This is a genomic window from Celeribacter naphthalenivorans (assembly GCF_020524585.1).
Lineage (GTDB): Bacteria > Pseudomonadota > Alphaproteobacteria > Rhodobacterales > Rhodobacteraceae > Celeribacter > Celeribacter naphthalenivorans.
The window spans coordinates 319,473-343,701 of sequence record NZ_JAIVLK010000002.1 but is presented as its reverse complement, the minus strand read 5'-3'; the positions used below and the strand labels follow the sequence as shown (position 1 = coordinate 343,701).

Sequence of the window (24,229 nt, the reverse complement as noted above, 5' to 3'; positions counted from 1 at the left end):
AAGGGCGAAAACGGGCGCAAAAAAGAGAAAACCGCCAGCGGAGTGCTCCGTGGCGGTTTCCAAATCTTGGGTCCAGTAAGCGATTAACGCTTGGAGAACTGGAAGGAACGGCGGGCTTTGCGCTTACCGAATTTCTTACGCTCGACGACGCGGCTGTCGCGGGTCAAGAAGCCAGCGGCTTTCAGAGCGGCACGCAGTTCCGGGTTGTAGAGCTGCAGAGCTTTGGAGATGCCGTGTTTCACAGCACCGGCCTGACCGGAGAGACCGCCGCCTTTGACGGTGGCAACCACGTCGAATTCACCTTCGACGCCAGCGATTTGAGCCGGTTGTTTCACGATCAGCTGAAGCACCGGACGGGCAAAGTAGACAGACATGTCTTTGCCGTTGACGGTGACTTTGCCGGAGCCCGGTTTGATCCAAACGCGCGCGACAGCGTCTTTACGCTTGCCGGTGGCGTAGGAACGGCCCAGTTCGTCACGAACCGGTTCACGCGGAGCTGCAACTTCGACGACGGTTTCGCCACCGGCGACGGCGTTCAGCTCGTCGAGGGATTTGATTTCATCAGCCATGATTATGCGCTCCGGGTGTTTTTCTTGTTCATGGACTTCACGTCCAGAACTTCGGGGTTCTGAGCTTCATGCGGGTGCTCGGCACCGGCGTAGACGCGCAGGTTGGTCATTTGCTGACGGGACAGTTTGCCGCCCGGCAGCATACGCTGCACGGCTTTGGTCACGACGCGCTCGGGGTATTTGCCCTCAAGCAGCTCGCCCATGGAGCGGGATTTGATGCCGCCCGGGTGGCCGGTGTGCCAGTAGAAACGCTCGTCGGTGCGTTTTTTGCCGGTCAGTTGCACTTTGTCGGCGTTGATCACGATGACATTGTCACCCATGTCCATGGACGGGGTGAAGGTGGCTTTGTGCTTGCCACGCAGACGCATAGCGACAATAGACGCGAGACGGCCCAGCACCACGCCTTCGGCGTCGATGATGATCCATTTCTTGTCGATGTCCGCCGGTGTTGCGGAAAAGGTTTTCATAGGTTCAGCCCTTATGGGATAGGAATTCGATTGAGCGTGTTCTAAGCATTTCGCGCGCCACGTCAAGCGGCTCTTATTTCGATTTACAAAGCAAAAACAATACCTTAAAAAATAGGTATCATTTTACCCCAACAAAATCACCCTCCCCGAGCGCAAAACCTCCGTTCCCGTCGAAAATCTGGCATCAATCGGGGCTTTCGCCTAAGCTCTCGCACAAACAAACACGAGAGCCCAGCATGTTTGCAAGGTCCCCCCTCACCGATCACCTAAAACAGATCGTCTATGGCGGCAATGACGGCATCGTCACCACCTTCGCCATCGTCGCGGGCTTTGCCGGCGCCAATGCCGAGGGCACAGGCGAAATCGCCGCTCTGGCGGTCTTGGTGTTCGGACTGGCCAATCTTTTTGCGGATGCGACCTCGATGGGCTTGGGCGAATTCCTCTCGGCCCGCGCCGCCCGCGACATGACGAAGCTGAGACACAGGCAGTTGAGGCAAAACCCATCGGCACAGATCGACGCCCTCACCCGGCACCTGCAAAGCCACGGACTCTCGACGCTCGACGCCACGACCATGGCGGCGCTGGCGGCGAAATCGCCGGGGCTGATGGCGGAGATGACGCTCTCGCAAGTCGAAGGGCTGGAAGATCCCGGACAGGGGTTGTTGTGGCCCCGCGCCCTGATCACATTCTTGTCCTTCGTGGCCTTCGGCGTGATCCCGATCCTGCCTTATATTTTGGGCCTGCCTCTGGGCATCCGGTTCGGCTCCGCCGTGGCCGCCACCGCCACCGCGCTCACATTGTTGGGCGTCTTGCGCCATGTCGCCACCCGCGCCGGACTTATGCGAGCGGTGAGCGAGACGGTTCTGGTCGGCGGCGTCTGTGCGCTTGTGGCCTATGGCGTCGGTTTGGTGGTCGCAGGGTAACGCGGCGCGACGCCGCATAAACAAAAGGCCCGTCCGAAAAGGACAGGCCAACACTCGTTAAGACAGTTTACACCTCAGAACCGGAACGTCGCCCCGAGGGTAAAGGTGCGCCCGCGCCCACCGATGCCGCCATTGAGACTGGTGTCACCGGAATTCGCTTCGACGTAATATTTGTCGAAGACATTCTCCACGCTGGCGAAAAGCTCGGCATTGTCGCTGACCTGATAGGAACCGTAGAGGTCAAAGAGCGTGTAAGACGGTTTGTCGATCATCGTCGCCGTCATGTCGCTAAAGCTCGTGTAGCGCGCCACGACGCTGTCGCCGACATAGCGCATCCGCGCGCCGATACGACCGTCGTCGCCCTGGAATTTCGCACCGAGATCGAGCGTCAGATACTCATTCGGCAGCTCGCCATATTGGTCATGCCCGCCACCGGCCTGCTGCGCTGCGGGCTGGTCCGTGTCGGAAAGCGTCACAGAGAGAGAGCCAAAGAACCGCTCCGTCTCAAAGCCACCCGCAAGTTCGACCCCGCGCAGCTTAGTCTCGCCCGGAATGTTGATGAACCGCACTTCATTGTCGCTGTCGGTCTCGAAGACGATGAAATCCTCGACATTGGATTGGAACGCCGAGGCCGAAACATAATAGAGCTCGGTCGCATAGTTCACCCCGATCTCAAAGGTCTCCGCTTTTTCGGAATCGAGATCCGGGTTCACACGGATCGTGGTGCCGCCGCCGGTGTGGGCATTGCCATTGACGCCGTAGAACATCTCGGTCGCGGTCGGTGCACGCATGGTTTGCGCATAAGAGGCATAGGTCGAAAGCGCATCGCTAAAGTGATAGCGCGCACTCAGGTTCGGCAAAAGCTCCTCGCCCGAATTGTCCAGCGGCACCACGGTGGTCACGTTATTCACCGTCTCGGGAATTTCCCCGGACAGCTCCCATGTGTCATAGCGCAGCCCTGCCCCGAAATCCCAGGCGCCCATCTGGTAACTGGCCTGCAAGAACGCGCCCAGCTTGTCCAACTCGCCAGAGCCATTGTTGCCGCCCAACTCATTCACATCGTAATCGTTGTTCGACCAGGCCAACCCGTAGTCGAGGCGCAGGTTCGGGCTAAACCGGCTGCTGTTCGACACGGAGAAGCCCTTGGAGATATCCGTGCCCTCGCGCCCGGTGCTGCCATTGTAGGCTTGACCTTCGTGACCGGGGAAATCAAAGGACATATCCTGCCAATAGGCATTGGCGGAGATGTTAATCAGCTCACTGGCCGGGTTGTAATGGACATCGGCAGACACGCTCTGACGCTCCATGTCCCAGAGATAACCAGACGAACTCGCCGGGAACATTTTGTTATTATAGTCCTGCGCCGCGATATTGATCTCAAGCGCGTCCGACGGGCGGAAGCGGGCTTTGGCAAGGATCGTGAGTGGCTCGTCCTGAGTATATTCGCTGGATTTGGTGCCATCGCCATCCGCATATTGCCCATTCTCATAGCCGGAAATCGCCAGCATCGTCCCCCAGTCGCCGCCGGTGGCGAAATTGCCCTGCATGGCGCCCGCCGCCGTCACATGAGGGCCGTAGCCGTTGGTACCGGCGCTGAATTTCAACATCCCGCCAACGCGTTTCTCCCCATCGAGCACATCGTCGATGCCGATGGTGCGGAAGTTCGCGGCCCCCGCCAGCGCGCCCATCCCCGCGGCCCCCGCCACGGCGCCTTTTGCGACATCGGCACTGGCGACCAGACCGGGATCGACAAAGACCTGATCGTCATAAGACCCGCCATGGCCCGACATATTGCGGAAGGTCTGCGGGATACCGTCGATCATCGTGTTGACGCGGCCAAACCCCTGCATGCCGCGAATGTTGACCGTGACGGCGGGGTTGTCCCCCGGCGAGCGCGTGAACACGCCGGGCACGGAGCGCAGTGCGGTGGCAACATCGCCTGTATAACTGTCGGCGACGGCCTCGCCCTCAACGACGGCGATCTCGCCACCAGTCAGGGTCTCGACGCTGGTCTCGCCTGTGTTGCCCTCGACCACGATGGTGTCGAGGACGGTGACATTTTGCGACACATCCTGCGCCAAAGTGGCGATCGGAAAACAGGAAACTAGAATGGCGACACTGCAGTGCAGGCGCATACGGACCCCAGCGGTCCGGTGCAAAGTGGTCATGAAAACCCCCTCATCGTTTGCATTTTCGATGTGCTGCGTCTTGGGGGCTGTCGCTACCTGGAAGCTCCGCCGTGTGGATCGGAGCCAGCATTCAGGCTGCTCCTACATATTCTTACTATTTTTATCAAGAATAAATCTGGGCCACTGAAGCACAACGTTGCAGATTTGAAACATCTCTCCGCGATACCGATCCCATAGACAGACGTGGCCTGCCCTGACAGGCTGTTCAGAGACAAAAGGCGAAAAATGTATGCAATGGCATACAATAAACATTTCACTCTCCCCGGAACTGCGCTAAAACAAACCCGACTCTTCCAGACATCGCATGGAGCTTCCCCAGATGACCAAGATCAAGGTAGACAACCCAATCGTCGAAATGGACGGCGATGAAATGACCCGCATCATGTGGGATTTCATCAAAAAGAAACTCATCCTGCCCTATCTCGACATCGACCTGCTCTATTACGATCTGGGCATCGAGAGCCGCGACGAGACCGAAGATCAAATCACCATCGATGCGGCTGAAAAGACCAAAGAGGTCGGCGTCGCCGTCAAATGTGCGACCATCACGCCCGATGAGCAACGCGTCGAGGAATTCAACCTCAAGAAAATGTGGAAATCGCCCAACGGCACGATCCGCAACATTCTGGGCGGCGTCGTCTTCCGTCAGCCGATCATCTGCAAAAACGTGCCGCGCCTCGTGCCCGGCTGGACCGATCCCATCGTCGTGGGCCGCCACGCTTTTGGCGACCAATATAAAGCCACCGATTTCCGCTTCCCCGGCAAGGGGCAGCTCACGATGAAATTCGAGGGCGAAGACGGCACGGTGATCGAGAAGGTCGTCTATGACGCCCCCTCCGCCGGTGTCTATCAGGCGATGTACAACCTCGACGACTCGATCCGCGACTTCGCCCGCGCCTCGCTGAACTACGGCCTCAGCCTCGGTTGGCCGGTCTATCTGTCGACCAAAAACACCATCCTCAAGGCCTATGACGGCCGCTTCAAAGACATCTTCCAAGAGGTGTTCGACGCGGAATTCGCGGAAGACTTCAAAAAAGCAGGCATCTGGTACGAACACCGCCTGATCGACGACATGGTCGCCTGTGCGATGAAATGGTCGGGCAAATTCGTCTGGGCCTGTAAGAACTACGACGGCGACGTGCAATCCGACACCGTGGCACAGGGCTTTGGCTCCTTGGGCTTGATGACCTCGCAGCTCATGACGCCGGATGGCAAGATCGTTGAGGCCGAAGCCGCCCACGGCACCGTCACCCGCCACTATCGCCAGCACCAGGCGGGTGAGGCGACCTCCACGAACTCCATCGCCTCGATCTACGCCTGGACCGGCGGCCTCAAGCACCGCGCGAAACTCGATGGCAACGAACAGCTGATGCGCTTTGCCACGACGCTGGAGAAAACCATCGTCAGCACGGTCGAAAGCGGTTTCATGACGAAAGACCTCGCGCTTCTCGTCGGCCCGGATCAGGCCTGGCTCACCACCATGGGCTTCTTGGAGAAAATCGACGAGAACCTGAACAAAGCTTTGGCGGGATAAGACCCCCAGTCCTTTCCGCCACAGATGACCGGGGCCCTCAGGCGCCCCGGTCTTTTTTATGGCCTTTTCTCAGCGCAACCAAAGCGCATAATCCCGCCCCGGTGGCGCCTCGGGCGGCAGGCCCACATCGCGGCGCAAGTGCGGGCTCAGATGCGCAAAGCTCCGCGCCAGTTTCGCCTCCCGCCGCAGGTTGCGCCGCGCCGCAAAGGCGGCCTTGAGCACGCGCCAAAGGCCATGGTGTTCGATCAAAGGTTCAAGGTGATGCCGCAAGGTGAGCGGCGCAGGAGGCAGAACATCCAACATGAGAAATGCCCGGCAAATGCCGGCCTTATATGAGATTTTTTAGGATATGGACCGCGCCGCCCGCGACAGACATCCGTGACATTGAACGGATGTCATACACAGGTCATCAACCGGCCCATCACGAAGACAGACGCAGAGGCACGTTTTCAGGAAAAGAGATCGGTTAAGATCGTCGCGCGTCAAAAGCGTCCTGACCACGTTGAACCCCGGCCGCGCGAATTTCTCCGCGTCCGGCGAGTCCTCGAAGGGTGCGTTGCGTATAAACAGTCATGTCGCCCTCCAATGTGGCCAGTTTCAGTGGGCACACCATGCCGGACGCCCGAATTTCAGGCAAAGGTTTTTTTCTGACCCCGGGGAAACGTGTTCTTTTTGCCGCAATGCGCCCCCGGCCCTTGCGTGTCCGACCCCGCTTCGTCAGGTTAAAGCGACACGCGCCCCCTCCGGGACGCCTCTCGACATATTCTTCGATAACACTCAGGGACAGTTATGAAAAAACATCTTCTGACCGGCCTCTTCGCCCTCGCCGCCAGCCCCGCCCTCGCCCATCTTCCGCCCGAACAGCACGGCTCTTTCATGGCGGGCGTGTCCCACCCGCTCTTCGGCCTCGATCACATCATCGCCATGGTCGCCGTCGGCATCTGGGCGCTTCAGATCGGCGGCAAGGCCGTCTGGGCCGTGCCCGCGGGTTTTGTCGGTGCCATGACTTTGGGCTATTTCGGTGGTGTCACCGGCCTGTCCCTGCCCTTCGTTGAACCGATGATCCTCGCCTCCGCGATCCTGATCGGGCTTCTGGCCACCTTCGCCGTCAAACCGGCGCTCGCAGGTGGCGTGGCCATCGCGGCGCTGTTTGGCCTGTTCCACGGCCATGCCCATGGTGCCGAACTGGGCGCCGCCAATGCGCTCGGCTTCGGTGTTGGCTTCGTGATCGCCACCGCAGCCCTTCACGCCGCCGGTATTCTGGCCGCCGGGCTCATGGCCCGCGCGCTGCCCTATGGCCCGCGTCTCCTGGGCGCCGTGGCGACGCTCATGGGCCTGTCGCTTTTGCTGGGCTAACACACCTCATTAACTATAAGTCTCAGATTGCGCGGGCGAAAATCCGCGCAATTTTATTTGTTATATTGGCCTTAAGCCTCGCGTGCCTATGTTCTTAGCAAACGGAGAACAGAAGGTTTCCCGATCATGCAGATTTTCTCTGCCGCACAGTTTTGGGGGCAATCGCAACTGCGTCAGGACCCACAAGACCCGAAAACCGCCGCAAAGGATGCAGGCGGTTCTTCTGTCGCAACGGATGCGCAGGGCCAGAAAAATACCGCTAAAGACGGGGCAAAAAACGGCGCGCAAGACGCCACCACAACGCAAAACGCGGCCGCGCGCAAAACCATCCGGGGAGCTGCAGATGTCTTTGCCAAATACGACCTGACCAAGATCACCCCCACCCAAATCGACGCGCTCACCGCCGATCTCAAAGCCGCGCGTTTTGACGATCTGGGTTTTGTCATGTCGCTCGAACGCCAAGGTGCCGCCTATCATGCGGAGATGGAGGCCTCCGGCAGCGTTTACGGCATCGGCGATCAGGATTTCGACGCCGACGCCCCGGTCGATCTGATTGCCAAGACGCGCTCCGAGCTTGCTCTGGCACAACGCTATGGTCAGGACACCGAACGCCTCTCGACCCAGCTTTTCAAACTGGAAGAAGCGCAAATGAGCCGGGCCAGCGCCGCCCCCGCGCCCTCCTCGGCGCCGCAACTCGCCGAAACCCTCGTGCTGTTTCAGGCGCAAAGACTCTGGGTCGAATAGCGTCTCCTCGCCGGAGCATTTGCCGTTCTTTTTAGCAGCCAGCCGGACCGTCACCCCCAGACAGCGATGGCGCTCACATTTCGCTGGACAGGTCAGCAAAGCTGTCCTAAATCTGAGCCATGCCAGCGCCCATGCCGATCCCTCAACATGTCCAGAAGCACAGCCTCCTCGAGGATGTGCAGGGCTTTTCCATTGCCCTGATCACCACCGCGATCGGGCTCACAATCATTGCCCAGCTTGGCTTCATCACCGGCCAGACCGCAGGCCTCGCCTTGGTGATTTCCTACCTGACGGGCTATTCGTTTTCCTGGGTCTTCTGGCTGATCAATATCCCCTTCTACGCCCTCGCCTGGTTCCGTATGGGGAAAGAATTCACCATCAAATCAGCCATTTGCGTGACGATCCTCTCGATCCTCGTGGCGATCATTCCCGACTGGATGACGTTTTCCCATCTCGATCCGCTTTTCGGCACCATCGCTTTTGGCATTCTGACCGGCTACGGGCTTTTGGGCACGTTCCGGCACAAGGGTTCACTGGGCGGCCTCGGCGTCGTCGCGCTTTACGCCCAGGACCGCTTCGGCATCCGCGCGGGCGTTGTGCAGCTCTGCTTCGACGCTGTGCTTTTTGCCGTCGCCTTCTTCCTTTTCGAACCCAGCCGTGTCCTGTATTCGCTCTTGGGCGCGGTGATTTTGAACGGTGTGATCGCCTTCAATCACCGCCGCGATCGTTATATCGCCGACTGACACCACCGCTTGACCGAAGAGGACATCATGCCAACGGACGCGCAAAAGCCCGAGAAACACACGTGGTTCGAGAACCTTCAGGGCTATATCTTCGGCACCTCCATGTGCGCCTTCGCGCTTGTGATGCTGCGCTCACTGGGGCTGATCACCGGTCAGATGGCGGGCTTGGCCGTGCTGATCTCCTATGTCACCGGCCTGCCCTTCGGCTGGGTGTTCTTCGCCGTGAATCTGCCGTTCTACTGGTTCGGCTACAAACGCATGGGCAAGACCTTCGTGGGCAAGACCTTTATCAATGTCGCACTGATCTCCGCGCTGTCCGAATGGTTCCCGAGCATGATCTCGTTTGAGGCGATCACGCCCTTGTTCGGCGCCATCATGGTTGGGTTCATGACCGGTGCGGGCCTCATCGCGATTTTCCGCCACGGTGGCTCTCTGGGCGGCTTGGGCATCCTCGCGCTCTATCTTCAGGATGCGACCGGCTTCAAAGCGGGCTATGTCCAACTGGCCTTTGATGCCTGTCTCTTTGCCGTCGCCTTCTTTATCATGCCGCTGCCGCTGGTGCTCTACTCTTTGGTGGGGGCCGTGGTCGTCAACCTCGTGATCGCCATCAACCACCGCCGCGACCGCTACATCGCCATGTAACGCAACGTCTCATTCGAAAAGAGCCCGCCGATGCCGACCCAATACATCTTTCTCATCCTTGCGATCTGTTTCGAGGTGATCGGCACCACGGCCATGGCCGCCTCCCAGCAATTCACCAAACTGATCCCCGTTCTGATCCTCGTGGTGTCCTACGGGCTGTCGTTCTACTTCCTGTCGCAAACGCTCAAAGTCGTGCCGGTCGGCATCGCCTATGCGGTCTGGTCGGGGTTGGGGATTGTGCTGATTTCGCTGATCGGGCTGGTGTTTTTGGGGCAAAAGCTCGACCTGCCGGCGATCCTTGGCATGTCGATGATCATCGCGGGCGTTCTGGTGATCCACCTGTTCTCGCAGACCGCCTCGCATTAAGGTCCCGGAAAAGGTCCCGGAAATATCTCGGACGGGCCAAAGCCCGCCCGATCCTTATTGCATCTCGCGAATGCGCGCCGCGCGCTCCGCAGAGTCCGGATGGGTCGACATCCATTCCGGCCCAATCCCGCCATAGCGGCGATCCAACTCTTCGAAGAACCCGGCCAAGGCTGTACCGTCATAGCCCGCCGCCTCCGCCGTGCGCACGCCAACGTCATCCGCCACGCGCTCGTGCGCCCGCGAATAGGCCAGCGAGAGAACCACGCCGCCGTCAAGGATCAGATCCTCCAACACCGGCCCCACGTCGCCTGCCATCATGCCGATCAGCACATAGACCGACAGCGAGCGATAGAGCTGGCGCAGCGAATGGCGTTCGCTGATATGGGCCATCTCATGCCCAAGGACGCCCGCGAGGATGTCTTCATCTCCGAATTGCTCGACCAGAGCGTCGGTCACCACGATGGTGCCACCGGGCAGCGCAAAGGCATTGGGGCCCATGTCGTCTATGGCACGGAATTCAAGCCTGTAAGCCCCGTAGGGGGCCTCCGGCGCAACGGCGCTCAGCGTAGTGAAAATCTCGCGGACCTCCGCCTGTCGTTCCAAAGAGAGGCCGCTGTCTTCGGCCATGGTGCGGTCGATCATCAGCATATTGCCGCGATCCATGCTTGTGATCAAAGGCGCAGGCGTCGCGAGGATCGCCAGCGAGACCAAGAGATCAAGCCCCCAGCGCCAGATCGCAATCGCGCCCAAAACACAGACCACGACCACAAGCGCCAGACGCGGATGCCAGCCCTCGAGCCGGGCGAGCCAGCCGTCCTGGGCGATCACGCCAAGCGCGCGCAGGCCCTCGCGGTCCGTCGTCTCAAACCGCATCCCATCGGCAAAGCTCAAAACATCGCGCCCCGCAGGGCCGGTTTCATGGTCGATGGGCGCGCCACGGGTTAAAATCTCACCCGCCGCGTCGCACAACAGGATCTCCACGCCATTGCGTTTCAACTCCGCCGCGATGAGGCGAGAGGTGCCGGGGGCATAGGCCTGCCCCCGAACCGATGTGTAGCTCTCCGCCATCACTTAGATGGCCATGCCGAGGTCGATGCCCTCGATATCGACATAGGCGTCGCCAATGGCCGAAGTTTTCTGAGCCTCGCCGCCGATGAATTCATCGAGCGAGCCGTTGGGCGCGACAAAGGTGTTCGCGGCCAGATAGCGCGACATGCGGACATGGGCGAGCGGCGTCAGAAGACCCAAGGAGATCACCACGAAGAAGGCGTTGGAAAAGGCCACCCAGAGGAGACCCGCCGGCGAGATGGTCGAACGGAACTTGTGCCCGCCTTCCAACTCGGTGCCCGCAAAGACGGCATTGCGCAGGAAGGCCTGATAGATGAAGGCCATCGGCACAATCGCCACCAGTGCCACCACGTAGATCAGGCCGAAACGGATCATCATCTCCGGCGTCGGCTCAGCGGTTTCCATCGCCAGAGACGTGAACAGATCGCCCGCACCGAGCGCCCAGAGGCCAACCCCGCCGATCACCGCCATCCACAGGATGGCAAAGATGAAGGCTTTGTAGAACGGGCCGATGGGGCTTTCGAAATGGAATTTCGCCGTCCCGAAGCGGTGGTTGTTGGTGGTGTAGCTGTGCTGCGCGCGGATCACGAAGGGCAGCGCCAGATAAAGCGTGAACAGGGACAGCACCGGATAGAGGATCAGCGTGCGCAACGCCCCCCAATAACTGCCCTCGAAATCGAACCGCAGCCCAGACCAAGAGGTCATGCGGGCGCGGAAGCGAAGCGCTTTGTTGATCAGCGTCGGCACGTAGATCAGCACGCCGAGCCAGAGCAAAATCCCAAGCGGCGGCAGAACCGCCGTGACGATCTGCAACACCACGATGGCGGCGATCACGATCAGGCGGCCGATGAAAATCTGCTTGCCGGTGGCGTGATAGTCGAAGCGACGGCCCTCGATCTCGGTATGTTGGTGGAAATATTTCAACCGGCGCACCTTGGCCCAGGCCGAATAAATGCCGAGCGTCACAATGCTCAAAAGAAGATTGACGATCCACACGCCGAAATATTCGCGTGCGGTCCCGGAAAACACCACCGGGCGATACTCTTGGTCTTGCACTCTTATGTCCCTTATCGTTGAGAAAGTTTGTTGCGCCCCAAAATCGGAAATCGGCTGATTTTGCAAAGGGAAAATTCCGCGGCGTTTTTCCCCCTAGGTGCCTCGCAACGGCGGGCATCCCCGCATGCAACCGGGTCAAACCGCCTAAAACCGCCAAAATGCGGTTTTACGTCTGGCTTTTTGTCCCGGACCGGGGTAGGCGCAAGCCAACTCATTTTCACCACGGAAACCCCTACCCTATGGATCTTCGCAATATCGCCATCATCGCCCACGTTGACCACGGCAAAACCACGCTCGTGGACGAGCTTCTGAAACAGTCGGGCACCTTCCGCGAAAACCAGGCCACCACCGAACGCGCCATGGACTCCAACGATCTGGAGCGTGAGCGCGGCATCACCATTCTGGCGAAAGCCACCTCGGTCGAATGGAAAGGCCATCGCATCAACATCGTCGACACGCCCGGCCACGCCGACTTTGGCGCCGAGGTTGAACGTATCCTCTCCATGGTGGACGGCGTTGTCCTTTTGGTGGACGCCGCCGAAGGTCCGATGCCGCAGACCAAATTCGTGACCTCGAAAGCGCTGGCTCTGGGTCTGCGCCCGATCGTGGTTCTGAACAAAGTCGACAAGCCGGACGCCGAACCTGACCGCGCGCTGGACGAGTGTTTCGACCTCTTTGCGTCGCTCGATGCGAATGACGATCAGCTCGACTTCCCGCATCTCTACGCCTCCGGTCGCTCCGGCTGGTGTGACGCGGAACTCGACGGGCCGCGCAAGAACCTCGATGCGCTCTTTAACCTGATCCTGAACCACGTCCCGGCCCCGCGTCAGCTCAAGCATCAGGACGAGCCGTTCAAAATGCTCGCCACCACACTGGGTTCCGACCCGTTCCTCGGCCGCCTTCTGACCGGTCGCGTTGAAAGCGGCAAGATCAAAGCCGGTGCCACCGTGCAGGCTCTGACCCGCAACGGCCAAAAGATCGAACAATTCCAGGTCAAAAAAATCCAAGCCTTCCGCGGTCTCGCCATGGCAGAGATCGACGAAGCCATCGCGGGCGACATCGTGTCTCTTTCGGGCATGACCAAAGCGACCGTCTCCGACACGATCTGTGCGCTGGAAGTCGATGAGCCGCTCGAAGCCCAGCCGATCGATCCGCCGACCATCACCGTGACCTTCGGCATCAACGACAGCCCGCTGGCCGGTCGCGAAGGCAAGAAAGTCCAGTCCCGCGTGATCCGTGACCGTCTCATGAAAGAGGCCGAAACCAACGTCGCGATCAAGGTCAAGGACACCCCCGGCGGCGAGGCCTTTGAGGTCTCCGGCCGTGGCGAATTGCAGATGGGCGTTCTGATTGAAAACATGCGTCGCGAAGGGTTCGAACTGTCGATCTCCCGCCCGCAGGTGATCATGAAGGAAGAAGACGGCAAACGCATGGAGCCGGTCGAGGAAGTCACGGTCGACGTGGATGACGAATATTCCGGCGCCGTGATCGAGAAACTGACGGGCGCCCGCAAAGGCGATTTGACCGAGATGAAACAGCAGAACGGCAAAACGCGGATCATCGCGCATGTGCCGTCGCGCGGTCTCATCGGCTACCACGGCGAGTTCCTCACCGACACCCGCGGCACCGGCGTTTTGAACCGCGTGTTCCACGGCTGGACCGCCTACAAAGGCCCGATCCCGGGTCGTCGTCAGGGCGTGCTGATCTCCATGGAAGACGGCGAATCCGTGGCCTATGCGCTGTGGAACCTCGAGGAGCGCGGCAAGCTCTTCATCGGCGCTCAAGCCAAGGTCTACCAAGGCATGATCATCGGCGAGCATTCGCGCGACAACGATCTCGAAGTGAACCCGCTCAAAGGTAAGAAACTCACCAACGTGCGCGCCTCCGGCACGGACGATGCGGTGCGTCTGACGACGCCGGTGACGCTCTCGCTCGAAGAAGCCATCGCTTACATCAACGACGACGAGCTGGTCGAAGTGACGCCGGAGAGCATCCGCCTGCGCAAACGCTACCTCGACCCGCATGAGCGCAAGCGCAACGCCAAGGCGGCTCAGATCTAAGCCTTCTGAGTATTTCAGGCACAAAGGAAACCAAAGGCTCGCCCTCACCGGCGGGCCTTTTTCGCATGGATGCGCAGAGTCTGTGCGGCTGACGGGCTTAGGATTTCGGCATGATTGCGCTATCTTGGTCTCAAAGGAGACAAGCCATGCGTAAAATCCAAACTCAGGGCGTGCATCACATCACCATCACCGGCGCCGACCGCCAGTCGACCATCGACTTTTGGGAGGGTGTGCTGGGCATGCCCTTCGTCTTTGACCAACCCAATCTGGACGCGCCCGAACAGGGCCATCTCTATTTCGACCCGGGCGACGGGCGCTTGATCACGGTGTTTACCTCCGAGGATCGCAAACCTGGTCGCCACCGGATCGATCAGGGGCCGGGGTCTCTACATCACCTCGCCTTCAATGTCTCGAAAGTGAGCTTTGATCAGGTGGTGGACCGGCTCGACGCACGGGGGGTGAAACATTCGGGCGTCAAGGATCGCGGGTTCATGGACTCGATCTATTTCCGCGAACCAAACGGGATGTTGATCGAGTTGGCGTCCTACCGGTTCGAGCCGCCCTTGGGCTACACCCACACCGACGTGTTGCACCGCGCGCATCTGATCCGAGTGGCGGCAGGCGATGACCATATCGACACGGTACATCTGGCAGACGCGATTGAGAAGCTGGTGCACGAGGGGACGAAGACGCTCTCCTCTGATCGCGCCGCACAAAATCCCTTTGCGTCATGAAAAACGGCGCGGGAAATTCCCGCGCCATTCTCACATCATATAAGAGCTCTCACTCTTCCGTTTCGACCACCAAAAGCTCCCGCTCTGAGGCACCTTTGGCATGGCTCAGGGCCTCTTGGTATTCCGGCGAGTGGTAGCAGGCGACAGCGGCCTCGACCGTGTCGAATTTCGCCACCACATTGCGCGGACGGTCCTTGCCCTCAAGCTGCACATAACGCGCAGCGCGGGCGATGAACTTGCCGCCGTGTTTGGCAATCGCAGGACCGGCCAGTTTGGCATATTTGCCGTAGGCCTCCTCGTCGGTGACGGTCACATGGGCAATCCAAAGGGCTGGCATGGCTTATCCTTTCAACAGGGCAACTGCAGCGTCAATCGCAGCCTCGGCGGCCGCGAAGTCCTTGCCCCCGCCCTGCGCCATATCGGCACGGCCACCGCCGCCTTTGCCGCCGACCGCAGGCACGGCCGCTTTGAGCACGTCCACGGCGGAGACTTTGCCGGTCAGGTCGTCGGTTACACCGCAAGCGACGGCGACCTTGCCGTCCTCTTCCGCGATCAAAAGGATCACGCCGGAGCCGAGGTTGTTTTTATGCGCATCGATCAAGCCGCGCAGATCCTTGCCGGAAACGCCTTGCAGCGCTTGTGCGAGGAACGGAATGCCGTTCACATCCTGCGCCTCGGCACCGCCTTTGGCCCCGCCGCCCATGGCGATCTGTTGCTTGAGATTGGCGACTTCCTGTTCGAGGCGTTTGCGCTCGTCCGACAGCGATTTAACCCGCTCCACGACCTCGGAGACCGGGGTTTTGAGCAGCGCCGCGATCTCGCCCGCGCGGTGCGCCTCGACCTCAAGATGCGCCAAAGCCGCCTGCCCCGTGAGGGCCTCGATCCGGCGCACACCGGCCGACGACGCGCTGTCGCCGAGGATCACACAAAGGCCGATGTCGCCCGTGCGTTTGACATGCGTGCCGCCGCAAAGCTCGATGGAATAGGTCTTGCCATCGGTGCCCTTGCCGGTGTCAGCCGTGCCCATGGAGACCACGCGCACCTCTTCGCCGTATTTCTCACCGAAGAGCGCCTGCGCACCCAACTCGCGGGCGTCGTCGGGCGTCATGATCCGAGTTTCCACAGCCGTGTTTTGGCGGATGTAGAGGTTGATGTCCGCTTCGACCTTGGCGATTTCCTCGGCGCTCAGCGCCTTTGCATGCGAGAAATCGAACCGCAGACGATCCGGCGCGTTCAACGACCCGCGCTGTGCGACGTGATCGCCCAGAGCCTCGCGCAGCGCCTCGTGCAACAGGTGCGTCGCGGAGTGGTTGGCGCGGATGGCAGACCGGCGGGTGTGATCGACCTCAAGAGCGGCCGGTGCGCCGACCTTGATCTCGCCAGACTCGATGGTCGCGAAATGGATAAAGACGCCCGCGACCTTTTTCGTGTCGGTCACTTTGGCGATGCTCTTCTCCACGCGGATCACGCCGCTGTCGCCGACCTGACCACCGGACTCGCCATAGAACGGCGTCTGGTTGACCACGATTTGCACCGTGTCGCCCTCTTTGACGCTGTCCACGCGCGCGCCGTCTTTGACGAGTGCGACGATCTCGCCCTCGGCCTTCTCGGTATCGTAGCCCAAGAATTCCGTGGTGCCTTTGTCTTCTGCGATGTCGTACCAGACGGTCGCATCCGCCGCCTCGCCAGAGCCGGCCCAAGCGGCACGCGCCTTGGCTTTTTGTTCGGCCATAGCGGCATCAAAACCAGAGGTGTCGACCTCAACGCCCTTTTCGCGCAGCGCGTCTTGGGTCAAATCGAGCGGAAAACCGTAAGTGTCATAGAGCTTGAACGCCGCCTCGCCCGGAAGCTTTTCGCCCTCGGGCAGGTCCACAAGCTCGTCTTCCAGCAGTTTCAACCCGCGATCCAGCGTCTGGATGAACCGGGTTTCTTCGAGCTTCAGCGTCTCTTCGATCATCGCCTGACCGATGCGCAACTCCGGATAGGCATCGCCCATCTGGCGCACCAATTCCGGCACGAGTTTGTGCATGATCGGGTCTTTCGCGCCCAAGAGGTGCGCATGACGCATGGCGCGGCGCATGATGCGGCGCAGAACATAACCCCGGCCCTCGTTCGACGGCATCACACCATCGGCAATGAGGAAGGACGTCGAGCGCAGGTGGTCCGCGATCACCCGGTGGTGGACGTTCTTGTCGCCATAAGGATCGACAGAGGTCGCATGCGCCGAGGCCTCGATCAGCGACTTCATCATGTCGGTGTCGTAGTTGTCGTGCGAGCCCTGCAACAGCGCCGAAATCCGCTCAAGCCCCATGCCGGTGTCGATCGACTGCATGTCGAGATCGGTCATCGTGCCGTCGGCGAATTTCTCGTTCTGCATGAACACGAGGTTCCAGATCTCGATGAACCGGTCGCCGTCCTCTTCCGGCGAGCCCGGAGGACCGCCCCAGATGTGATCGCCGTGATCGTAGAAAATCTCGGTGCAGGGACCACAAGGCCCCGTGTCGCCCATCTGCCAGAAGTTGTCCGAGGTCGCGATGCGGATGATCCGATCTTCCGGCACACCGACCTTTTTCCAGATCTCAAACGCCTCGTCATCGGTGTGATAGACGGTGGTGTAGAGCTTGTCCTTCGGGATGTCGAAATCCTTGGTGATCAGCTCCCAGGCAAAGGGGATCGCCTCGTGTTTGAAGTAATCGCCAAAGGAAAAGTTGCCGAGCATTTCAAAGAACGTGTGGTGCCGCGCCGTGTAGCCGACATTGTCCAGATCGTTGTGCTTGCCGCCTGCGCGCACACATTTCTGCGCCGTGGTGGCCCGCACGTAATCGCGTTTTTCCAGCCCGGTGAAGCAGTTCTTGAACTGCACCATGCCGGAGTTGGTGAACATCAAGGTCGGGTCGTTGCGCGGCACCAGCGGCGAGCTGTCCACGACGGTGTGACCGTTGCGTTCAAAATAGTTAAGAAAGGTAGAGCGGATGTCGTTCACGCTGGGCATGTGGCGTCCTTGCGGGTTTTCTTGGCGTTCCCGACGGTTTACCGCTCTCATGCGAAGCTGTCCATAACGCGCAACAGCAAAAAGGGCCGAAACACTTCGGCCCTTTGTTTTAATCTAATGCTTTGAAATCAGATTGTCGTGGTGATCTCAGCGGTGATCTCACTCGTCGTCGAGCAGATCGTCCTTCTCGAAATCATCGCCCAGATCGAAATCGAGGCCATGCGCGGCGCGGATTTTATCCTCGATCTCAAGCGCCACCTGCGGGTTGTCCTTGAGGTAGCGTTTCGCATTCTCACGCCCCTGCCCCACACGCTCGTCGCCATAGGAGAACCAGGCCCCGGATTTGTCCACCACGCCGGCCTTGACGCCGAGGTCCAGAAGCTCACCGGTTTTCGAGATGCCCTCGCCATACATGATGTCGAATTCCACCTGTTTGAACGGCGGCGCAACTTTGTTTTTCACCACTTTCACGCGGGTCTCGGAGCCGACCACCTCGTCACGATCCTTGATCGCACCGATGCGGCGAATGTCCAGACGCACAGAGGAGTAAAATTTCAGCGCATTGCCGCCGGTGGTGGTTTCGGGCGACCCGAACATCACGCCGATTTTCATGCGGATCTGGTTGATGAAGATCACGGTGCATTTCGAGCGGCTGATTGACCCAGTCAGCTTGCGCATCGCCTGAGACATCAAACGGGCCTGCACACCGACGGAGCTGTCGCCCATGTCACCTTCGAGCTCGGATTTCGGCGTCAGTGCCGCGACCGAGTCGACCACGACGAGGCTCACGGCGCCGGAGCGCACCAAAGTGTCCACGATTTCAAGCGCTTGCTCACCGGTGTCCGGCTGAGAAATCAGCAGTTCGTCAAGATCGACACCGAGTTTTTTCGCATAGATCGGGTCCAGCGCATGTTCCGCATCGACAAAGGCACAAACGCCGCCTTTTTTCTGTTCTTCGGCCACACAATGGAGCGTCAGCGTGGTTTTACCCGACGACTCAGGTCCGTAAATTTCAACGATCCGACCCTTCGGGATGCCGCCGATGCCAAGCGCGATGTCGAGGCCCAAAGAGCCCGTCGAGGTCGCTTCGATCTCCTGCACCGGGTTATCGGCACCAAGCTTCATGATCGAGCCTTTGCCAAATTGCCGCTCAATTTGGGCCAGCGCGCTGTCGAGCGCCTTTTGCTTGTCCCCGTTCTGCTTATCGTTCTTTGCCATATCTTTGGTCGCCGTTGCCATCTGTTTAATTCCTTATTTCACACCCGTCCCAAAGCGTCCATCACGCAATCTGTATCACGTTTGGAGCGGTGTCCGATGTGGAGCTCGTGTTCGCCTCTTGTTCTCACTAATCTTTATGAGCACAAAAAGAGAACATTTCAACTTAAATTTACGAAAATCACTGTGAGGCAAGATTGGTTAACGCTAGGTTTCTAAAAATCGGCGCGACAAAATAATTTTTGCGGCTGACGCAGTTCCCCTCAGTGAAACTGCGCCTGCACCGTCGCGGTCAGTTCGGACAAAGAAAACGGCTTTGGCAGGAAGGTCGAATTCGGAATGCGCGATTGCTGCTCAGAAAAATGATCCTCCGCATAGCCCGACACGAAGACCACCTTGACCCCCGGACGCTCTTTCAACGCCTCTGACACCCAGCTTGGCCCATCCATCCCTGGCATGATCACATCGGAGACGAAAACATCGATATGCAGGCTGTCGTCTTCCAAGGTTTCCAAAGCCTCCTCGGCATTCTCCGCCTCGATCACCGTGTAGCCGCGCAGGCGCAGCGCACGCGAGGCAAAGGCCCGCACGGGCGCCTCGTCCTCGACCAGAAGGATCACGCCAGAGCCGCGCTCGGTCTGGGTCGTGACATCGGGCAAGGGCTTATTCGCGGCCTCGACCACCGCCTCGGCGCGTGCCGTATGGGCCGGGAGATAGATGGTAAAGGCCGTGCCTGACCCCACCACACTGTCGACGAAAATAAAGCCGCCGGTCTGTTTGATGATGCCATAAGCGGTCGACAGCCCAAGCCCCGTGCCCTCGCCCGTGCGCTTTGTCGTATAGAACGGCTCGAACACTTTCTGAAGCCGCTCGGGCGGGATGCCGATGCCCTGATCCGACACCGTCACCATGACATATTCCCCCACCGGAAGCGTCGCCCGGTCGCGCGTAAAACCTTCGCGCAGCACCTCGTTGCGGGTTTCCACCTTGATCTCGCCCCCCGACGGCATCGCATCGCGGGCGTTCACCACGAGGTTCATGATCACCTGCTCAAGCTGACGCTTGTCCACCCGGATCGGCAAAAGCCCGGCATCGTGATTGAGCGTCAGGGTGACTTTCTCGCCCACCAAACGGTTCAACAAATGGGTCAGATCGGACAGCGTATCGCGCAGGTCGATGACCTCGGGTTTCAACGTCTGTTTGCGCGAAAACGCCAAAAGCTGACCGACAAGAGAGGCCGCGCGGTTGGCGTTTTGGTGGATTTGAACAAGATCGCTGTAATCCGGGTCCGCCTTGTCGTGACGCAACAACAAAAGATCGCAATGCCCTGAAATCGCTGTCAAAAGATTGTTAAAATCATGCGCCACACCGCCCGCAAGCTGGCCGATGGCCTGCATCTTCTGGCTCTGCACGAACTGCGCCTCGAGCGATTTCAATTCGGTCGCGTCCGACAGCACGGCAATCAGCTCGATCTGTTTGTTCTGGCCCTCCACACGATTGAGGGTGATCTGCAAAAAGGTGTCATTCTGCGGCCGCGACGCGCGCACAAACTCGGGCTTGCGCGCCCGCCCCATCGCCACATCGGTGACCCAATCCTGCACCGGACGCCCAAGCCCCTCGACCAGATCGCTCAGACTCAACTGATCATGCGATGGGATCGACAAAAGCTCGCGCGAGTGTCGGTTTGATTGCAAAATCCGCCCATCGACCGCCACCTTCAAGAGCGCCACGGGGAGCGCATCAAAGGCGTCCCACTCCCCGACATTGGGCGTGGTTTCCGGCAGGAAATACAACTCCTTACGCCCCGAATCTCCACTTTCGAATTGAGCCACACGGGCATAAATCCGCCCCTCGACCCCGGCCAGAACATGCACGTCCCCCGGACGGATCGGCAGATCGGTGATCATCCGGTCCAGGGCCTTTTCGCGGTGCCCGAGCAAACGACGCAAAGGCTCGTTCATGTAAAGAATGGTGTTGTTCTTACTCATCGTCAGCATGGGCAGGGAAATGGCATCGCCATCGAGCGTGCCACCCCGCTCCGCCATATCTTCGAGCCGCCACAAAAAACCGTCTTCGCCGATCAGATGCACCGCGAGGCGCATATGCCCGTGGCGCATCACCACGTCTTCGCGCGCCGCCCCTTTGGCCAGTGCGCGCGATTGCAGGCGGCTGAGCGTGGCGGCGGGGGCCGCGAAGAGGTCTTCGAGCGCGCCCAAAAGCGTCTCGCCGCCGCGACCGCCGAACCGGGCCACCGCAGCACGGTTCTCATACCCGATCACGCCATTCAAATCCGTGGTGAAAGACGGCGCGGCATCATTGGCCACAAAGGCAGAAAGCGCCTCGTAAAGCCTGCGTCGCATCTGTTTCTGACGATAGCTCAAAAGCCTCACGAGGAGCGCCGCCCAAAGCAGCACCGCCCCCGCAGCAAAGGCCATGATCCCCAGCCGTGGCAGGGGGATCACCAAAGCACTGGCGCATAACGCGGCCCCAGCGAGGGCAATCGCCAAACTATAGGGCGCAAGTCGGCCGGCCTGTTTCGACAATGGGCCTGCGGTCATTGTGGTTTGCACACGTCCCCCCTGACTATGCGTCTGTCCTGCCGTTGCACTTCGGCATGTCTCATCATGGCCCGACCCAGCCGTCGGGAAATATGTCAACGGAATCTGAAAACTCCGTACGTTCAGACCGAGTGTGGAAGCGGTTTGGTTAATGTGCTTTTAATGCCCGGTCCGTTTCACGATAAAACGTGAAGAACTATCGGTAAAGTTGTATTGTTGGCTTATTTTTCCCGTTTCCAGAGTGGAAACAGTCTCAGGCGTTGCGACGCAAAACCGCATAAAAGAACCCGTCACCGCCCTCAAGGGGGCTTATAAGACGCTGTTTTTCCATGTGAAAATCAGAATTTCGAGCAAGGAAGGCCGAAACCTGCCCGGCATTTTCCGCCTCAAAGAGCGAACAGGTCGCATAGGCGAGGCAGCCACCGGGACGCACCATGGGCGCAACCTCATCGAGAATATCGGATTGGATCGCGCCCAAATGCGCGAGCCGCGTGGGCGTCAGCGCCCATTTGCCTTGCGGACTGCGGGAAAAGGCGCCGGAGCCGGAACAAGGCACATCGCAGAGCACCAGATCGTAACTCGCGGCCAGTTCGGATTTGCGCGCCGTGGTGATCTTGAGCCCTGCGCGCCCGGCCCGCGCCGCGATGTCCTGCATCCGCGCCGGATCGACATCATGGGCGGTCAAAGTGAGCTTGGCCTGCGCCCCCATGGCGAGAGACTTGCCCCCGCCGCCCGCGCAATAATCAAGAACCGACATGCCATCTTCGAGCGGCAGCGCGTCGATGATCGCCTGAGATCCTGCGTCCTGAAGCTCGACCAGACCGGTCAGATAGGCCTGAGACCGCGCCACGGCGCGCGCGCCCTTGGTGACCTTCAAGGCCGTTTCCGAGAGCGGATGCGGCACCGCCTCGATGTCGTCAGTACCCAGATGTTCCAAAGCATGGCCGAGCGTCGATTTCGCCGCATTGACCCGCAAAAACACCTCAGCGCGCTGACGCATCCCCGCCAGGACCTCTTCCATGGTCTCGCCAAGCGTCTCTTTATACAGCGGCAAAAGCCAGTCCGGACAGTCGAGACGCACACCCTGTGGCGCATCCTCCAGCGCAGGGGCCGCCGCACGTTCCTCGTCAGTTAAGGGTCGCGGCGCAAAACGGTCCTCACAAAACAACGTGTCGGGATCGGTGTCAGCGGCGCGCAGAGCGCCGATCATCACCTGCCGCGCCGAGGGCCGTCCCTGCCCCGCACCGCCGAGCCAGCCGTAAGACCGCAGGCACCGGATCGCATCGAAGACCAGATCGCGGATCGCCGCACGGTCCTTCGAGCCCGCAAAGCGATGGCCCCGCGCCCAGGTGGTCAAAACACGTTCGGCATTCTCGCCGATCAGCACATCGTCGAGAATCTCTATGGCGGCGGAAAGGCGAGCAGCGGGTGTCATGTGTTCAGCAAAAACAGGGTCTGTTGCAAAAAGCAACGGCGACCGAGGGCCGCCGTCGTTGTTTCTTTGATGCGGGTCGGTTCAACCGATCCGGTAGTTCGGGCTTTCGCGGGTGATCTGCACGTCATGGACGTGAGATTCCTTGAGGCCCGCACCGGTGATCTTGGTGAACTGACAGTTCGTGTTCATCTCGGCCACGGTGGCGCAGCCGGTGTAGCCCATGGCCGCACGAAGACCGCCAACCATCTGGTGCAGCACAGTGCCGACGGGGCCTTTGTAGGGCACCTGACCCTCGATGCCTTCGGGCACGAGCTTGTCGGAGGCCGCGTCTTTTTGGAAATAGCGATCTGCCGAGCCGCGCGCCATGGCGCCCAAGGAACCCATGCCGCGATAGGATTTGAACGACCGGCCTTGGTAGAGGATCACCTCGCCAGGGGATTCATCCGTGCCCGCGATCATCGAGCCGACCATGGCAACGGAAGCGCCCGCCGCGATGGCTTTCGCGAAGTCGCCAGAGAATTTGATGCCACCATCGGCAATCACAGGCACGTCGCCCGCAGCTTTCGAGCAATCCATGATCGCGGTCAACTGCGGCACGCCCACGCCTGCGACCATGCGGGTGGTGCAGATCGAGCCCGGGCCGATGCCGACCTTGACCGCATCCGCACCTGCGCCGATCAGCGCCTTGGTGGCTTCGCCGGTAGCAACGTTGCCCGCGATGATCTGGACCTTGTCGCCGAACTCTTTCTTGGCGCGCGCCACGGCGTCGATCACACCTTGGGAATGGCCATGTGCCGTGTCGATGACGATGATGTCGACGCCCGCGTCCACCAAGGCGGCGGAGCGTTCAAAACCCGCGTCGCCTACAGAGGTGGCGGCCGCGACGCGCAGACGGCCGAGGCTGTCTTTGCAAGCCGACGGGTTCAGCACGGCTTGCTCGGTGTCCTTGAGCGTCAAAAGCCCGGTCAGGTGACCCTTGGCATCCGTCACCAGAAGCTTCTCGATCCGGCGGGCTTTCATCAGCGAGATTGCCTCGTCGCGATCTGCGGGCTCTTGCAGAATGGCGAGATCGTTCGAGGTCATCACCTGCGACACGGGCGTGTCATCGGAGGTGGCGAACCGCATGTCGCGGTTGGTGACGATGCCGACCACGCGGCGGGCCTCATCAATCACCGGGAAGCCGGTGAAGTTATACTGGGCACAAAGCGCCTTGGCATCCGCGATGGTCTGGTTCGCGGTGAGGGTCACCGGGTTGTAGACGATACCGCTCTCAAAGCGTTTGACGCGACGGACCTCAATGGATTGCTTTTCCACGTCGAGGTTCTTGTGGATCACCCCCACGCCGCCGGCCTGTGCCATGGCGATGGCCATGCGAGCCTCGGTCACGGTGTCCATCGCAGAGGACATCAGGGGGATGTTGAGCTGAATGGCCTTCGTCACAAAGGTCTTGGTGTCCGCCGTTGACGGCAGCACGGAAGATGCAGCCGGAACAAGCAATACGTCATCGAAGGTAAGCGCCTCGCGAATCTCCATCGGGTCTCTCCATGGGGGATACGGTTTGGCACGTCCCTATTGCAT

21 protein-coding genes are annotated in these 24,229 nt (G+C 60.0%); 9 read left to right on the top strand and 12 right to left on the bottom strand.

Annotation, left to right across the window (positions count from 1 at the left end):
* Nucleotides 1-83 precede the first annotated feature (83 nt).
* Both rpsI and rplM read right to left on the bottom strand, forming a co-directional pair.
* Complete coding sequence (rpsI, locus tag LC094_RS05235) at nt 84-569, bottom strand: 30S ribosomal protein S9 (protein ID WP_167600609.1); 486 nt, start codon at nt 567-569, stop codon at nt 84-86.
* A gap of 2 nt (nt 570-571) precedes the next feature.
* Nucleotides 572-1,036, bottom strand: coding sequence for a 50S ribosomal protein L13 (gene rplM / locus LC094_RS05230; protein ID WP_167600610.1), 465 nt, complete (start codon nt 1,034-1,036; stop codon nt 572-574).
* Nucleotides 1,037-1,272: 236 nt separating this feature from the next.
* On the opposite strand from rplM, the gene LC094_RS05225 reads away from it, so the two are divergent.
* Nucleotides 1,273-1,959 (top strand): VIT1/CCC1 transporter family protein, encoded by a 687-nt coding sequence (locus LC094_RS05225; protein ID WP_226550698.1) that lies wholly within the window; start codon nt 1,273-1,275, stop codon nt 1,957-1,959.
* A 74-nt stretch (nt 1,960-2,033) separates the two neighbouring features.
* On the opposite strand, the gene LC094_RS05220 is transcribed toward LC094_RS05225, so the two are convergent.
* Nucleotides 2,034-4,127: a TonB-dependent receptor domain-containing protein gene (locus tag LC094_RS05220; protein ID WP_226550697.1), complete on the bottom strand. Its 2,094-nt coding sequence runs from the start codon at nt 4,125-4,127 to the stop codon at nt 2,034-2,036.
* Nucleotides 4,128-4,467: 340 nt separating this feature from the next.
* On the opposite strand from LC094_RS05220, the gene LC094_RS05215 reads away from it, so the two are divergent.
* Complete coding sequence (locus LC094_RS05215) at nt 4,468-5,682, top strand: NADP-dependent isocitrate dehydrogenase (protein ID WP_226550696.1); 1,215 nt, start codon at nt 4,468-4,470, stop codon at nt 5,680-5,682.
* Nucleotides 5,683-5,751: 69 nt separating this feature from the next.
* On the opposite strand, the gene LC094_RS05210 is transcribed toward LC094_RS05215, so the two are convergent.
* Nucleotides 5,752-5,985 (bottom strand): hypothetical protein, encoded by a 234-nt coding sequence (locus LC094_RS05210; RefSeq protein WP_226550695.1) that lies wholly within the window; start codon nt 5,983-5,985, stop codon nt 5,752-5,754.
* Nucleotides 5,986-6,471: 486 nt separating this feature from the next.
* Here LC094_RS05210 and LC094_RS05205 point away from each other — a divergent pair, with 486 nt between their 5' ends.
* The 5 genes from LC094_RS05205 (at nt 6,472) to LC094_RS05185 (ending at nt 9,533) form a co-directional block, all read left to right on the top strand.
* Nucleotides 6,472-7,038 (top strand): HupE/UreJ family protein, encoded by a 567-nt coding sequence (locus LC094_RS05205; protein WP_226550694.1) that lies wholly within the window; start codon nt 6,472-6,474, stop codon nt 7,036-7,038.
* A gap of 126 nt (nt 7,039-7,164) precedes the next feature.
* Nucleotides 7,165-7,782: a hypothetical protein gene (locus LC094_RS05200; protein WP_226550693.1), complete on the top strand. Its 618-nt coding sequence runs from the start codon at nt 7,165-7,167 to the stop codon at nt 7,780-7,782.
* 131 nt (nt 7,783-7,913) lie between these two features.
* The gene (locus LC094_RS05195) at nt 7,914-8,525 is read left to right on the top strand and encodes a YitT family protein (RefSeq protein WP_226550692.1); all 612 of its coding nucleotides are present in this window, start codon (nt 7,914-7,916) and stop codon (nt 8,523-8,525) included.
* Between the two features lie 27 nt (nt 8,526-8,552).
* A complete protein-coding gene (locus LC094_RS05190; protein ID WP_226550691.1) occupies nt 8,553-9,167 on the top strand; it encodes a YitT family protein in 615 nt (204 codons plus the stop codon).
* A gap of 30 nt (nt 9,168-9,197) precedes the next feature.
* Nucleotides 9,198-9,533, top strand: coding sequence for a DMT family transporter (locus LC094_RS05185; RefSeq protein ID WP_226550690.1), 336 nt, complete (start codon nt 9,198-9,200; stop codon nt 9,531-9,533).
* 54 nt (nt 9,534-9,587) lie between these two features.
* Here the strand turns inward: LC094_RS05185 and LC094_RS05180 are convergent, their stop codons facing one another.
* Nucleotides 9,588-10,601, bottom strand: a complete 1,014-nt coding sequence (locus LC094_RS05180; RefSeq protein ID WP_226550689.1) for a M48 family metallopeptidase — start codon at nt 10,599-10,601, stop codon at nt 9,588-9,590.
* A 3-nt stretch (nt 10,602-10,604) separates the two neighbouring features.
* Entirely contained in the window at nt 10,605-11,657 is a 1,053-nt protein-coding gene (locus LC094_RS05175; protein ID WP_226550688.1) for a YjgN family protein, read from the bottom strand.
* Nucleotides 11,658-11,896: 239 nt separating this feature from the next.
* On the opposite strand from LC094_RS05175, the gene typA reads away from it, so the two are divergent.
* Together typA and LC094_RS05165 are read left to right on the top strand one after the other, a co-directional pair.
* Nucleotides 11,897-13,717: a translational GTPase TypA gene (gene typA, locus LC094_RS05170; protein WP_226550687.1), complete on the top strand. Its 1,821-nt coding sequence runs from the start codon at nt 11,897-11,899 to the stop codon at nt 13,715-13,717.
* Nucleotides 13,718-13,863: 146 nt separating this feature from the next.
* On the top strand, nt 13,864-14,451 hold the full coding sequence (locus LC094_RS05165; protein ID WP_226550686.1) for a VOC family protein: 588 nt from the start codon (nt 13,864-13,866) through the stop codon (nt 14,449-14,451).
* 49 nt (nt 14,452-14,500) lie between these two features.
* Here the strand turns inward: LC094_RS05165 and LC094_RS05160 are convergent, their stop codons facing one another.
* The 6 genes from LC094_RS05160 to guaB all read right to left on the bottom strand — a co-directional run bounded on the left by LC094_RS05160 (nt 14,501) and on the right by guaB (nt 24,184).
* Nucleotides 14,501-14,788 carry a DUF1330 domain-containing protein gene (locus tag LC094_RS05160; RefSeq protein WP_009571288.1) on the bottom strand — a complete coding sequence of 96 codons (288 nt, stop codon included), beginning with the start codon at nt 14,786-14,788 and terminating at the stop codon, nt 14,501-14,503.
* Between the two features lie 3 nt (nt 14,789-14,791).
* Nucleotides 14,792-17,443, bottom strand: coding sequence for an alanine--tRNA ligase (alaS, locus tag LC094_RS05155; protein ID WP_226550685.1), 2,652 nt, complete (start codon nt 17,441-17,443; stop codon nt 14,792-14,794).
* 159 nt (nt 17,444-17,602) lie between these two features.
* Entirely contained in the window at nt 17,603-18,682 is a 1,080-nt protein-coding gene (gene recA / locus LC094_RS05150) for a recombinase RecA (protein WP_226550684.1), read from the bottom strand.
* Between the two features lie 239 nt (nt 18,683-18,921).
* Nucleotides 18,922-21,216, bottom strand: a complete 2,295-nt coding sequence (locus LC094_RS05145; RefSeq protein ID WP_226550997.1) for a hybrid sensor histidine kinase/response regulator — start codon at nt 21,214-21,216, stop codon at nt 18,922-18,924.
* A 253-nt stretch (nt 21,217-21,469) separates the two neighbouring features.
* Entirely contained in the window at nt 21,470-22,651 is a 1,182-nt protein-coding gene (locus tag LC094_RS05140) for an RsmB/NOP family class I SAM-dependent RNA methyltransferase (protein ID WP_226550683.1), read from the bottom strand.
* A gap of 81 nt (nt 22,652-22,732) precedes the next feature.
* The gene (gene guaB / locus LC094_RS05135) at nt 22,733-24,184 is read right to left on the bottom strand and encodes an IMP dehydrogenase (protein WP_226550682.1); all 1,452 of its coding nucleotides are present in this window, start codon (nt 24,182-24,184) and stop codon (nt 22,733-22,735) included.
* Nucleotides 24,185-24,229: the final 45 nt, after the last annotated feature.